General features: G+C 34.5%; 12 protein-coding genes. 7 read left to right on the plus strand and 5 right to left on the minus strand.

The genetic code is table 11. The features are described 5' to 3' along the window. Window positions 1-13 precede the first annotated feature (13 nt). Complete coding sequence (locus AB0A59_RS05865; RefSeq protein WP_458747151.1) at window positions 14-184, minus strand: preprotein translocase subunit Sec61beta; 171 nt, start codon at window positions 182-184, stop codon at window positions 14-16. 119 nt (window positions 185-303) lie between these two features. Here AB0A59_RS05865 and AB0A59_RS05870 point away from each other — a divergent pair, with 119 nt between their 5' ends. Continuing rightward, complete coding sequence (locus AB0A59_RS05870) at window positions 304-831, plus strand: TIGR00725 family protein (RefSeq protein ID WP_458747570.1); 528 nt, start codon at window positions 304-306, stop codon at window positions 829-831. 60 nt (window positions 832-891) lie between these two features. Here AB0A59_RS05870 and AB0A59_RS05875 read toward each other — a convergent pair whose 3' ends face one another. Beyond that, window positions 892-2,031: a 3-hydroxyacyl-CoA dehydrogenase family protein gene (locus tag AB0A59_RS05875; protein WP_458747152.1), complete on the minus strand. Its 1,140-nt coding sequence runs from the start codon at window positions 2,029-2,031 to the stop codon at window positions 892-894. A gap of 57 nt (window positions 2,032-2,088) precedes the next feature. Continuing rightward, complete coding sequence (locus tag AB0A59_RS05880) at window positions 2,089-3,414, minus strand: DEAD/DEAH box helicase (protein WP_458747153.1); 1,326 nt, start codon at window positions 3,412-3,414, stop codon at window positions 2,089-2,091. A gap of 323 nt (window positions 3,415-3,737) precedes the next feature. On the opposite strand from AB0A59_RS05880, the gene yciH reads away from it, so the two are divergent. After that, a complete protein-coding gene (gene yciH, locus AB0A59_RS05885) occupies window positions 3,738-4,046 on the plus strand; it encodes a stress response translation initiation inhibitor YciH (RefSeq protein WP_149862586.1) in 309 nt (102 codons plus the stop codon). A 42-nt stretch (window positions 4,047-4,088) separates the two neighbouring features. Next, window positions 4,089-5,072: a hypothetical protein gene (locus tag AB0A59_RS05890; protein ID WP_458747154.1), complete on the plus strand. Its 984-nt coding sequence runs from the start codon at window positions 4,089-4,091 to the stop codon at window positions 5,070-5,072. A gap of 14 nt (window positions 5,073-5,086) precedes the next feature. On the opposite strand, the gene AB0A59_RS05895 is transcribed toward AB0A59_RS05890, so the two are convergent. Beyond that, window positions 5,087-5,983 carry a transcription initiation factor IIB gene (locus AB0A59_RS05895; protein WP_134485877.1) on the minus strand — a complete coding sequence of 299 codons (897 nt, stop codon included), beginning with the start codon at window positions 5,981-5,983 and terminating at the stop codon, window positions 5,087-5,089. 411 nt (window positions 5,984-6,394) lie between these two features. On the opposite strand from AB0A59_RS05895, the gene AB0A59_RS05900 reads away from it, so the two are divergent. From AB0A59_RS05900 to AB0A59_RS05910, 3 genes are all read left to right on the plus strand, one after another. Further along, window positions 6,395-8,755, plus strand: coding sequence for an ABC transporter substrate-binding protein (locus AB0A59_RS05900; RefSeq protein WP_458747155.1), 2,361 nt, complete (start codon window positions 6,395-6,397; stop codon window positions 8,753-8,755). A 104-nt stretch (window positions 8,756-8,859) separates the two neighbouring features. Continuing rightward, window positions 8,860-9,861 (plus strand): ABC transporter permease, encoded by a 1,002-nt coding sequence (locus tag AB0A59_RS05905; protein WP_458747156.1) that lies wholly within the window; start codon window positions 8,860-8,862, stop codon window positions 9,859-9,861. Window positions 9,862-9,885: 24 nt separating this feature from the next. After that, window positions 9,886-11,304, plus strand: coding sequence for an ABC transporter permease (locus AB0A59_RS05910; RefSeq protein WP_458747157.1), 1,419 nt, complete (start codon window positions 9,886-9,888; stop codon window positions 11,302-11,304). Between the two features lie 21 nt (window positions 11,305-11,325). On the opposite strand, the gene AB0A59_RS05915 is transcribed toward AB0A59_RS05910, so the two are convergent. Continuing rightward, window positions 11,326-11,751 carry a Mov34/MPN/PAD-1 family protein gene (locus AB0A59_RS05915; protein ID WP_458747158.1) on the minus strand — a complete coding sequence of 142 codons (426 nt, stop codon included), beginning with the start codon at window positions 11,749-11,751 and terminating at the stop codon, window positions 11,326-11,328. 142 nt (window positions 11,752-11,893) lie between these two features. Between AB0A59_RS05915 and AB0A59_RS05920 the strand changes: the two genes are divergently transcribed. After that, on the plus strand, window positions 11,894-13,384 hold the full coding sequence (locus AB0A59_RS05920) for a hypothetical protein (RefSeq protein WP_458747159.1): 1,491 nt from the start codon (window positions 11,894-11,896) through the stop codon (window positions 13,382-13,384). The last annotated feature ends 69 nt before the right edge of the window (window positions 13,385-13,453 follow it).

Raw genomic sequence — 13,453 nt, forward strand, 5'->3', positions numbered from 1 at the left:
TAGTCAAAGAAATTTAGACTGGAATCAAAATTTTTATTGCTATTGAAACAGCAATTAAAGCTCCTGCAATTCCTAATATAATTTCCGGCTTTACCTTAACTCCTTTGGTTTCATCCTCAAAAAACCTTAAAAGACCAGCACTGGATGCAGGTAAAGGTGCATTCTTCTTCGCCTTCTTACTCATATTTAAAAATTCTTACAATCTAAATAAAAGCATTTCTGTATCAAAAAAAATGAAACAACTAATCTATTTCTAGATCATATTTAAATGATAGTCTTTTTACTTTAACTAGTTTGAAACGAGTGCAAATTGGGGTGATAGGATACAATAGTGGCTCCCTTCCAATTAAATCAAAAACGCTCGATTTAGCCTACGAGGTGGGGAGTATTATAGCAAAGAAAAATGCTATCTTGGTTTGCGGTGGTTTGGGTGGGGTAATGGAATACTCTTGTAAAGGCGCTAAAGACAATAATGGTTTCACTATTGGGATTGTTCCACAGGAGGATTATGCAATTGCCAACAAGTACTGTGACGCGGTAATATGTACAGGAATTGGACTGTCCAGGGATTTTATCGTTGCTTACTCTTCCGATGGCCTTATCTCAGTTGGAGGCGGTGTTGGTACGTTAATTGAACTTTGCGTTGGATATATAGCAAAAAAGCCCATGGTATCTATTTCGGATAGTGGTGGGATTTCTGATGACTATGGAGGAAAATATTTAGATGAACGAAAGAGAGTCATGATCGAAAAAATAAAGTCTCCAAAGGAGGCCGTAGAATACATATTAAAAAAAATCGTCCACAATAATGGTAGAATATGTTGCATTTAACTCCCATATCGGTATAAGAGTCGATACTCCGAATCAAATCATAAGGAAATTGAAATCATTTTATTTTATCGAATACAAATATTGATTCGGGTGATAAAAGAATCCATGTTTTGATTCTAATTCTAATAATTTGTTTATGATGCTACTAGGTCCATTCTTCTCAAACAAATCAAAAATATCAATTTTAAGACCCATACCCAATTTCAATGCATCGTTCAAATCCTCTATAGTACAAACTTCATTATCAATAAGCCAGGCAGCATTATTAGCTGCGACCCCTAAAATTGAATAAGGATGATACTTTGACGCCTTTTCTGGCGTTAGGTCTATCCTTTCATAATTGCTACCCTTGTATTCATAAAAGCCTTTTCCAGATTTTTGGCCCAGGTCATGATTGTCGAATAACTCTTTAATTTTTGGATGTGGCAAAAGGACTGTGTTGTCTCTTAAATGCATCTCATAAGAGGCTTTATGAATAACATCAAGGCCGGTATAATCGGCAAGTTCAAAAATTCCCATTGGAAATCCCAAATTGAATTTAACTGAAGAATCAATTACCTCCATAGAAACCTTATCTCTATCCATCGAGTAGAGAGCCTCATGCACCATTGGTATGAAAACTCTATTTACGATAAATCCTGATACATCCTTATTACAAACTACTGGATGTTTGTTGATCTTAATAATATAATTTGTTACTTCTTGTGTTACTTTAGAATCTGTTCTGGTGCCTGGAATGACTTCGACCAATTTCATTAATTGAGGGGGATTAAAAAAATGGACGCCAATGAATTTGTCTGGACGGTCTGTTAGTTTGCTCAACTCCGTAATGGGTAACGTACTGGTATTTGATGCAAAGATAATGTTCTTTTCTGCCAAACTATTCAACTCCTGATAAACCTTTTTCTTCAAATCATAATCTTCAGGGACTGCCTCAATTATTAAATCAGCCTTCTCTACTGCTTTTTGAAGGTTGACCACAGGTGTAATATTATTATAAAAAATATCAACTTCCTCTTTGGAAATCCTATTCTTTTCCGCAAGTTTTTGTAAAGACCATTTGATCTTGTCCATTGCCTTATCTAGGAATTTTTGTTCAATATCACGTAATACTACTTTATAACCTGCCATGGCTGATACTTGAGCAATTCCATGACCCATAATTCCTGAACCTAAAACAGTTATATTTTTTATTGACACAATCAGCGATTAGTTAGGATCAAAATATATCTTTTGTTTTCTACCAATTTAATTAATCTAAAATTCATCCGTGATTCTAGTTTGTTTTGTTCCTGTTCTGATAATTTTACTGCTTTTCTTGCCAACTGCTTTATCTACCATTCTTAGAATATTATTATCTCTGGTCTCTTTAGCATAAATCAGATATATCCATGCACTGTCCTTTTCTTCGGTTTTCCTGATTACCCTGCCTATTCTTTGGGCAATCTGATTTATGTTAGAAGTATTTGAAAGAATTATGGCTATTCTGACTTGGGGAATATCAAAACCTATTTCCAAAGTGTGAACTGATAGAAGAGGATAAAAATCCTCTCCCCATTTTTCAAGAATTATCTTCCGATCCTTGGTTTTTATCTTTGAATGGATTATCTCCGATCTAATATTTTTCTTATTAAGTATTTCCTGTAATGTTATAATCGAATCTATAGTTTCACTGAAAACCATTATCTTTTCATTATTATGTTTCTGAATTATAGAAACTGCTTTTGATAATTTTAGTTTGGACGAATTCAATAAATCCTTTCTCAATCGTACTTGGTTAAACCATTCCTTTGCGTACTTTGAACGCATACCACCTTGGTAAAGGATCTTTGAGATAATGGCTGGGTCATAAGCATTTAGTTTGTAGGAAATATTCCTAATGGACTCGCTGGTTTTTTTATAGATCTCTTTTTCTTCGTTTGTAAGGCTCACCTCAATAGAAACTATTTCAGGTTTGGCTAATCTTCCATCGTCTACTGCCTCCTTGATGAGATATTTCTTAACAGGAGGGATTATCTCAATAATTTCTTTGTACTTTGGATCTAATTCATTAATCGTAGCTGTCAGCCCTAAAATCTTTCTTTTCGGATCGGATGTTATTATTTTAAATAATTTCTTGAAAGAGAAGGCTGTGTTACTTAATAAATGAACTTCATCAAGAATGACTAGTTTTGCTTGTTCAATTAATGAATAATTATTTATTGCGCTTTGATAAGTCGAAATAGTAATTTCCTTTTGATCTTTTCTTTCTCCATAATATGTTCCTACATATTCTTTTGGAATATTGTATCTTAAGAGTCGGTTAACGTTTTGTTCAATTAGTACTATCCGAGGAACGAGGAATAAAATATTAAAAGAATACCTAAAGTCATCTTTAACCTGGGACTCACTAATTACTTCTAAACATGCTCTCCTGGCGCTCTCGTATGCTATTTCAGTCTTGCCGGTACCGGTTGAATAAATAATGGATCCTCGGTAACCGTTTTTAATCCATGAATCAACTGCCGCAACTTGGTCTGGTTTTAACGCAAAAGGGAATTTAAGTGAGAAAATGGCAGGAGACATACCACTATTTGTGTCCATTTTTATTTAATCCTTACACAATCAAAATTAAAGTAAATTAACTAAACACAGTATAGAACAAAATAACGGTCTTGTGAATTATTGGTGAAAGGTCTGTAAATCATTTAAACAAAGTTATTGCTCAAATGAATTCGAAAATACATATGTGAACATTTTGAGATATTCCTCAAACTTTAGTATCAATTTCGAAATATTGTGATATATTTTAAATGCTTTTCTAATCTCAGTACTAATGTAATCTTCAACCTGATCATTCCAGGTTTAAAAAATCAGTGACTAAGGAAGGCTTAATAATAGGAATTAGGTATATCAAGCATTAATAGATGGCTGTAATATGCAAAAAATGTGGCCTACCTGATGATTTATGTGCATGTGGAGAGTTAGATAAAGAAGATACTCGAATTGTAGTAAGGTTAGAAACCCGCCGATTTTCTAAGACAACTACCATGATTGAGGGGTTAGATCCAAAAATCAACGATATACATACAATTGTTAAGGAGTTGAAAAGCAGGTTAGCATGTGGCGGTACAGCAAAAGATGGTTTTATACTTTTACAAGGTGATCATAGGGATATTGTCAAAAATTATTTAGTTGTAAAGGGCTTTAATGAAGCTTCAATAGAAGTAATGTAGATTAATCATATTAAGAAAAGACTTTTGCTAAACAAATTATCTTTGAATAAAGTTATAAATTGGATAGAGGGTACCCTCATCTTTATCGTTATCTTGGTAACGGCTTTGTCTTTCGTTATAGGGTTCTTTTTAGTTTTTTCTACAAATCTTGGTGATGAAGTTCATTGGTATAGTGATGTTCCCCTTGATTTTTTGATATTTGGAATTTTTGGACTTAATTCAATATATTTCAACTTGGGAATTACTTTCATGTTATTTTGGACCGTTTATCTGGCTTGTTATGTGTTCTGTTTTCTAAAACCTATTCCAATCCTTAGTTTGTCTTCAGTCAAAAAATCAATTCAAATCATTGGGCTTCAGGCGATCAAAATTCAGCGGAATAATTATCTTGCTATAACTATTTCTTGGTTTTCAGGCTATTTTGTGCTCTCTATTTTAATAGATGTTATACAACAGCTATTTGGTTTCAAGTTAGGGAACCCTTTAACAACTAACCCTCTATTATCCTTTTTCTATTTATCTGCAGCACCTCTGAATGAGGAAGTTTTATTTAGAGTTATACTTTTAGGTATACCTTTATACCTTTTATTTATCCCATTTGGTAAGGGTTTATTCCTTTCAACACTTACTCATCCATTTAAGAATATTTCGTCTAGAAAAGGAAAATACATTACAATAGCAATTGCTATAATAATTGCATTGAATTCGCTAGCTTTTGGATTATCTCATGTTTTATTTGGGGGTGGATATGAAATAGGAAAAATAACTCAGGCGGGGCTGGGAGGAGTTATAATAGCTTGGATTTACTACAGACACGGCCTTTTTTCAGCGATAACATTTCATTGGATTTCCAACTATGTGTTTTTTGCATACAGTATTTTTGGATATTTTTTGTTTCAAACTCCTTGGAACACCGAATCTGATAATATATTTTTGGCCTTACTATCAATGGTTTTTATAATAATTGGTATCGTATTTTTGTATAGGCTTTTTGAGCAATTAATTACAAAGTATTGGAAAAAATAAAAAAAGTAATTTTTTTACAATTTCAAATGAGTTTTAAGTCCCTTATACCTATTTCGGATAGTAACTTCAGTGACACCAGCTGCTTCCGCAACATCTTTTTGAGTTTTATTTTCACCATTCATTACGCAAGCGACATAAAGTGCTGCAGCTGCTAGTCCCATTGGATCCTTTCCTGCCGATATCTTACCTTCTTCTGCTTTCTTTAGAATTTCTAAAGCCTTTCTTTTTGTTTTTTCCGTAAGTCCGGCCTTGCTAGCTATCCTTGCAACACATTTTACCGGATCAACCACTGGCATTTTAAGATCCAATTCTCTAATCAGTAATCTATAACACCTTGCAACGTCCTTCTTTTTTATGTTACTGGCATTTGCAACATCTTTTAATGTTCTAGGTGTTTCTGTATCTCTACATGCAGCATAGAGCGCAGCGGCGACCAGTGCTGAGATAGATCTACCTCTTACTAAACCTTTTTCTAAAGCCTTTCTATAAACATAAGCAGCTTTCTCAATCACCGCATCACCGACTGCTAACTTATCTTTTAACCTGTCCAATTCACTAAATGCTTGCCTGAAATTTCTGTCTACAGGCTCATGGACCTGACTTCTACTATCCCATGTCCTTAACCTTTCAATTGTGCTCTTCATGGAGGCAGACAGAGGTTTACCCGATGCATCTTTATCTACTGGTCCAATAATGGTAGCTAAGCCCATGTCATGCATCGCCAAGGAGGTGGGTACACCTGCTCTACTTCTATCTTCATGTTCTTCTTTGGAAAAGGCTCTCCATTCTGGTCCAGTTTCTTCTATTCTCTCCGTAACTACAAAGCCGCAATTGCCACAAAACATTTCCCCGGTTGAATTATCTGTAACCATCGGACCTTTGCCACACCGTGGACATCGGTCACCAAACATGGAAATATCTTTTACCAATATTTATCACCATAAAACTTATAAAGTAATTCCACATGTATTTATATCTTTCCTTACATATAAATATATCGGAAATTATCTAACTTTAGAATTTAATACTTTGCTTTAGTTCTTTTTCTCCTCTCTACTTTTGCGTATTTCTTGCTTTCACTTCTCTTTGAACTATAAGCATGAGTTCTTTTTGCACTTTTATTACTCATGAATAAAAATAATGGGCGATTATTTATATACTATAGGGTTTGCTGCTGAGATGAAACGTACTGAAATAATGAATTTATAATGCACTATTCCTTCTATATTCTATTAATGAGGAATATGATATATTCGCTGTATTTTTTGATAGTAGTTTTCGTCATCGTTTTTTTCATTTCTTGTGATTCTGCTTTTTCTCAGTTGAATCAGACTGGCGGCTATGCTGACCAAGTTAAATTCATAAGGTTTTCTAATGAAAATGTCGCGTATCAAGAAGTGAGTAATGGTCAGCTTGATAGTTACTTTTTTCAAATTCCTCTACAACTGGTAGAATCAGCTAAAAAAAATCCAAATTTACAAGTGTTTGAGAAAGAAGGCCTTTCTTATGGTTTGTTATTAAATCCCTATCATAGTAACCAAACATTCAATCCTTTTTCAATCAAAGAAATTAGATTTGCAATGAATTTCTTAATTGATAGAAACTTTATTGTAAATAATATTTTAAAAGGATTTAGCAATCCTATTGTAGAGCCATATGGACCCACATCTCCAGAATACCATAATGTGTTGCCTGTAGTAGATCCATTGAAAATCCGTTATGATATAACCCTTGCTACCAAAAGTATCGAGGATTCTATGACAAAGGCGGGAGCAGTTATGGATCAAACAGGCAAATATACTCTAAACGGAAAACCCGTACTTGTTAAGATTTTGATTAGAAATGATGATTTGATAAGAAAAGCATTCGGTGATTTTGTTGCATCTGAAATTGAAAAAGTTGGATTTACGGTCATGAAAGAATATGGCGATTTGACAAAAGCCAATAGAGTTGTTTATGGATCAAACCCTGCAGATTTAGAATGGAATATTTACACCGAATCCTACATATCTAGTTCATTCTCAAGGTATAATCCAACAACTGTCAGTCAAATGTATGCCCCATGGTTTGGAAATATGCCGGGGTCTCAGAATCCTGGCTTTTGGCAATACTCCAATTCTACAATTGATGATCTAACACAAAATCTAGTGTTTAACAACTTTACATCCGAAACAGAACGAAATCATTTATTACAACAAGCAGAGTCAGTAGGTTTACAAGAAGCAGTTCGTCTGTTTTTTGCAAGATCCTTCGATCCATACATATCTTCATCAAAAATTAGTGGCTTAATTAATGATTATTCTGCTGGTATTGCTAACAAATTGTCGTTAATAAATGCTATAAAAGACGATACCAATAATTCTACTCTTAATATAGGGATGAAGGAAGTATATCAAGGAGCCTGGAATAATGTTAAGGGCTGTTCAGATTTCTATTGTAGAATTATATATTCGCTTATTGCTGACACGCCAACGATATCGAATCCCTATTCTGGTGACCCTGAACCCTCCAGGAATCAATGGACCAATTTAGTTTCAAAAGGACCTACAGACAAGGTCATAGTTCCAGATGATGCTATTACTTGGAATTCACATAATCAAAGTTGGGGTAAAAACAAAAATCAGAGTAACTCTGCATTGAGCAAAGTTACGATGCAACCTCTATTCTCAAAATGGCATAATGGGGAAATCATGGATAAATACGATCTAATGTACTCTTATTATTTTCCGTTTGAATGGTCCACTGATACCAAAAACGCTGATAAAACTTTTGATGCCGAATATTCCAGTTTAGTTTTTCCAACTCTATCCCTGATTAAAGGTATAAAATTTTATGACAACAGTACTTTTGATACATATGTAGATCTTTGGCACTACGATAAAAAACTAGTTCCCTCTTACGGGACTTTATGGCCTTCCGAACCGTGGGAAATTACCGCGGCTACAGAACGCCTAGTTGCTGATAGTAAATTAGCATATTCAAAATCTGACGCTAATATCAAACAGATAGATCAGTTATCACTAAATCTTCCAGTGCAATCCGAATTGATAAAACAAGAGTTGGTCAAAATGTCTAATGAAAAATATATACCCAATGCTTTGAAAGGTTTGGTGAGTTTGGAATATGTACTTGAACGCTACCAGGCATCAATAGATTGGATAAATACTCATCACAATGCAGTTATTGGAAACGGGCCTTATTACTTGCAAACTTTTAATCCTACAGGAGGAGTTGTAATCTTGAATGCCTTTAGAGATACTACCTATCCATTCAAGACAGGGGAATACTCTGACTTTAAAAACCCTCCTGAACTGCGTGTTGATACGGTTAATGTTCCAAGGTTCTTAAAAATAGGCGATCCTTATAATTTTGACTTGCGGGTAAAAGTAAACAATCAGTCTAACAGCTCAAATAGTTTTGGTGCGATCATTGATTATTTCATTTCTGACAGAAATAATAAGATCGTGATAGAAGGCTCTTATATAGTAAATAATAACTCTAATAATCAATCTAATAGTGAAGTTCAACCTAAACCGGATGAATCCGGAATTGTAGCCGTCTCATTGAATGCAACTCAGACACAGGAACTCATACCGGGTCCAGCGAAAATGAAGCTTATTATTACCTCTACAGAGTCACCAAAGCCTCTAATCCAGGAAATGACGTTAATTGCCCGGCCTTGAATAGCGTTTAATACAGCGACTTAGACGAATTTGCCTTGATGACTTTCTTCATTTACCTTTTAAAAAAAATTTCGATTTTGATATCGGTTTTAATTATTACCCTATTGATTACAATATTCCTATTAGGATCGACAATTGACAAAATAATGATAGATAATATCCGACTACAGATAACTAATTCTGTATTCGACTCTTTAGCTGAAAATCAAAGACTAAATCAGCTACAAGACCCGCAGGAAAGGCAGTCAATCATCGATAAACAAGTTAGCATTCAAATTAAAAGTTTGGGTCTAGACGAACCTTGGTATTCACCAAAAAAAATCATCAATAGTCTTGTTCAAGTCATGACGTTAAACCTAGGTAATTCTAGATTTTTTACTACATATGATGGCTCAAGCAGCGTGAATGAATTAATAATTGAAAAAGTGCCCAATACGATTTTATTGTTTACTACCTCATCCATAACTGTAGTAGCCATAGGAGTAGTAATAGGTTCTTATTTAGCAAAGAGAGAAGGAAAAATTTCGGACAGAGTAGTTGCTGGGCTTGCATCTGTCAGCCAAAGTGTACCTCCATGGTGGTTCTCAATGATAATGATTGTTTTGTTCTCATTCTTACTGCAAATTTTTCCGGCTAGATCAACCCCTTTGATTTCTCCAGATACTCCAGGATACTTTATTGATTTATTATATCATATGACTTTACCTTTTATTACAATGGTTATCCTAGGTTTTGCATCATCAGTATACTATGTCAAATATATAGTTCTGAGGATAATTGATGAAGATTATATAAAAGCCCTAGGAATTATTGGATTGCCTTCTAGAAAGATTTTACTCCGACACGCTTTGAAGAACGCTGGGCCCCAATTGACTACTATGCTAGGATTAGGTCTTACTGCAACATTGGGTGGATCAATACTGATAGAAGAAATATTTGATTGGCCCGGCATGGGAAACCTGTTCTATAATGCAGTTATTCAGAATGATTCACCCCTAATTATAGGATTAGTATACTTCTTTACATTGCTTTATTTATTAACAAGATTGGTACTGGACCTTACACTTTCAATTCTAAATCCACGAATTAGAACTGGAGACGAATGAGTTATTGGATGTGCTCTATTTAATTTGACGAATAAAATGAATCTTTATTTAAAGCATTACAAGGGTGGTGTCTTGGGCTTTTGCCTACTTCTGGTTTTGATCGGCATCACTATCTATACAGTTTTTTATATTCCAGAAAAGGAACGATCGGAATGGAATAATCCCTTTTATTGGATTGATTTCCCTAAAAATGCGGCCCCTGTTTGGGTTAATTATTTCTTGATGCCTTTTCACCAGCAATTACCAGAACACAAGGTATATTCTAGTGACGAAGCTTTACTTTCATCTTATTCGGAAACCGACTTTAAAGTGAGCAATCTTACATTTTTGTACGAATATATGTATGGGCAATTTCCATCCGCATTTAATATACCATTTTCATTGGAGATTGGTGAAATTCCTCCAGCATTAGAAATTTCGGTTAAAAGGCCTGATGGATTGATATTTGTCCTATATTATAACTCTTTAGACTCATTACCAACCATTCAAAACGAAAGTGGCGCTCAACCTTCTGAAGACCAAATCGAAAACTACGAATTATCTCAAAGACTTTATTCATCGTCTAAAGAGGTAATTGATTCTTTAATGAAATATTCAGGTGTATTTAACTTTTCTTTAACTGGTTTACCTGCGGAAAAAATTATTTTCTCTGAAACTCATTCAAATATACCTCTCAAAGGAACATATCAGTTTATATTTACTACTTATTCATTTGATAATGACACCATTCTAAGAGATATAAATCTCATAATAGAAGGTAAAGTGTTTGGATTATTAGGAACAGATGAATTCAGACGAGATATATCCTTTGGGATCATGATTGGGACTCCAGTAGCACTACTAATTGGAGTTACAGTAGCATCATCTTCGACAACTATTGGTCTTTTATATGGCTTGATCGCAGGATATAAAGGGGGAAAAACAGGAACGTTTATGTTAATAGTAATTGATATTTTTCTATCGATTCCAACAATGGTATTGTTTATAATATTATCACTTAATTTTGGAAGGAGCCTATTATTTTTAATTGGGCTTTTTGTTTTATTTGGTTGGCCTGGATTGGCATTAATTAATCGGACATTCAGTGTTCAAATTAAGAATTATCCTTATGTCGAAGCGTCTAAATTAATGGGCGAATCTGATTTTAAGGTCGTATTGAGGCATATTATTCCTCAATTAATCCCGTTTACCCTTGCCAATTTTGCACTTTCGGTGCCCGCAGCCATACTGGCTGAGTCGGCCTTAAGCTTCCTGGGATTTGGTGATCCATCATTTCCTACATGGGGACAAATGTTGCAGGATGCTCATTTCTCATCCGCCGAAATACTAGGATACTGGTGGTGGATATTACCTCCTGGTCTTATGATATCTATTACTAGCATAGCGTTTATTCTGATAGGACGATCTTTAGAATACAGAGCCAAAATGAGCAAAAAGCAATGAATGGTAATCTATTTTCTCCTCTCAAGCGGTACCTTCCCTACCTTGGCTATCGTATGCATGAATATTCTCCTCATCATAGGGATGACATATAATAATAGAGATTAAGCCATAGAAATGGTTTAGGTCCTCAAGGGAAGGTTGACTTGAACCACTTGGATGAGAATGAGCTGTTCCAAGATACTTTAAATCGAATGGTAATTCGTTTATTGGAAACCCCGAATAAAAGGGACCGTGTACGGAGAAAGGAGGGATGACTAAATTGTTAATAAATATCTCTGATTTTTTTCTTTCACCCTCTAGAATCAGTATTCCCTCATATGGATGATGCATTTTAGCATAAGAAATCAATCCATTGATTACATTTTGGGTTATTGCAACAATTTTTTTTTTATTTATATGTCTTTCAGAAGTGTTTTTTTTTCTACCACTCAAAAACCCAAAATCCATTATAGATCTTAAGACCTACTAGGATAAAAAATGATATTTGGATTCATTTAAAAATCTTAACTAATTCTTTTATCCAAAAAGTATAACCTTAATTTTTATGTTATATTGAGCTTGTTAATAAAATAACAAGCTTTTAATATTTTTGGTAAGTACTATTTCTAGTTTGATTTATCAGATTTCCATCATGCTTATTTTTTCTACCTTTATAATTATTGGTGGGCTTTTTTCAGGTGCAAATGCACAAATTCTCCCACAAAACAACAATCAAGATTCAGATTCTAAACCAATTACTGCTCCTTCGTCTACTACTACTATGATAAAAAATCCTTACGGGATCAGAATTACAAACCCAACAAATGGCGTTCAGTTTTTTATCAATGGTACCGATTATTTTGATAGTACTGGAAAAAGACTTTCTGTTGAAGGTTTTTCTGTATCAAACAACGGTAATTTGACTAACTGTGATGTTTCGATAGTGACTAATAGCATTTTTCCCTATCAAAATGTGAATGGGACTGGTCCTCTAGGTAAAGCGGACTTTTCTAAATGGAATTACATGTTCAATTCCAACTATGCAAACTTGCATGAAGGGTCAAACAAGATCACTTCAAAATTAAGTTGTGAAGGAGGAGTTGCGAAGGCATATTATAGTGTTAATATAACAGGAGTAAAATTTACTGGGACATTTCCAGCTTCCTCTTCGAATTTGCCCTCGGGTACTGAGGGTATGACAGGTACCAGCTTACCTTCAAACTCGAATGTTGTAGGTAAATCTCAAAGTAATTTGAGTTCAAGCGATATCAACTCATCTACTGAAAATTTACCACTTCCTGTGACTGGAATTGCAATAGAATCGCCTTCCAATGGAGAAACAATTAATATTGATAAATCTATAAATATTAACGGCACTTCAGAATATCCAACTAATTATGATTGTGAAGTACTTTTAGGTGATGGTAATACGGAAGGCGTAATTGCACCAACTAGCGCTAATCATTCTAATTTTAAGAAAACTATACCTGAAGGCATTAACGGCACTAGTGATTATAGAAATTGGAGCATGGTACTTGAACCTGGATTAAATAACCTAAAGAATGGTTCACAATCCTTAACTGCTAAATTGCAATGCTATTCCCCGCTATCCTCCGTGAAATTTGCAAAGATAAATGTAGTTACAAATACTTCTAAACCTTTAGAACTTAAAGCAATGGATGTTAGTATTGACAAGACTGGTCAAGGTACAAACCAAAAAATAGTCATAGGCGTAAATGACGCTACAACAAATGATCCTTTAGTAGGTAGTGCTATTACTGGTTCAATTAACGCTGATCCGTTTTCGGGGACTACCGACTCGCTTGGGAAATACAGCGTAACAATACCATCTGCTGTTTTAGCTTCTGGCGCAACCGTTAGCGTATCGGTTTCTGCTTCTGCTGATGGTTATAAGATTAAAAGGACTAGTACTACTTTTGAAGGATCACCTGCACTCTCTGATGAAACAACTCCACCTACGTCCGATGCAGATAATCGAGATGTAACAAACAACGAAGAGGACCTTGCAGATAAAATATTCGATGATGTGCAAAAGCAATTAAGTGAGCAGGGAATTAATATCCCTCTTCCATTCGGATAGCATAAGTACGGTTGACTAATTACATATCGATTGAATATAATTAACAACTTCTGTAGTTAGATTATCAAT

It is taken from the genome of Candidatus Nitrosocosmicus sp. T (genome assembly GCF_054408485.1).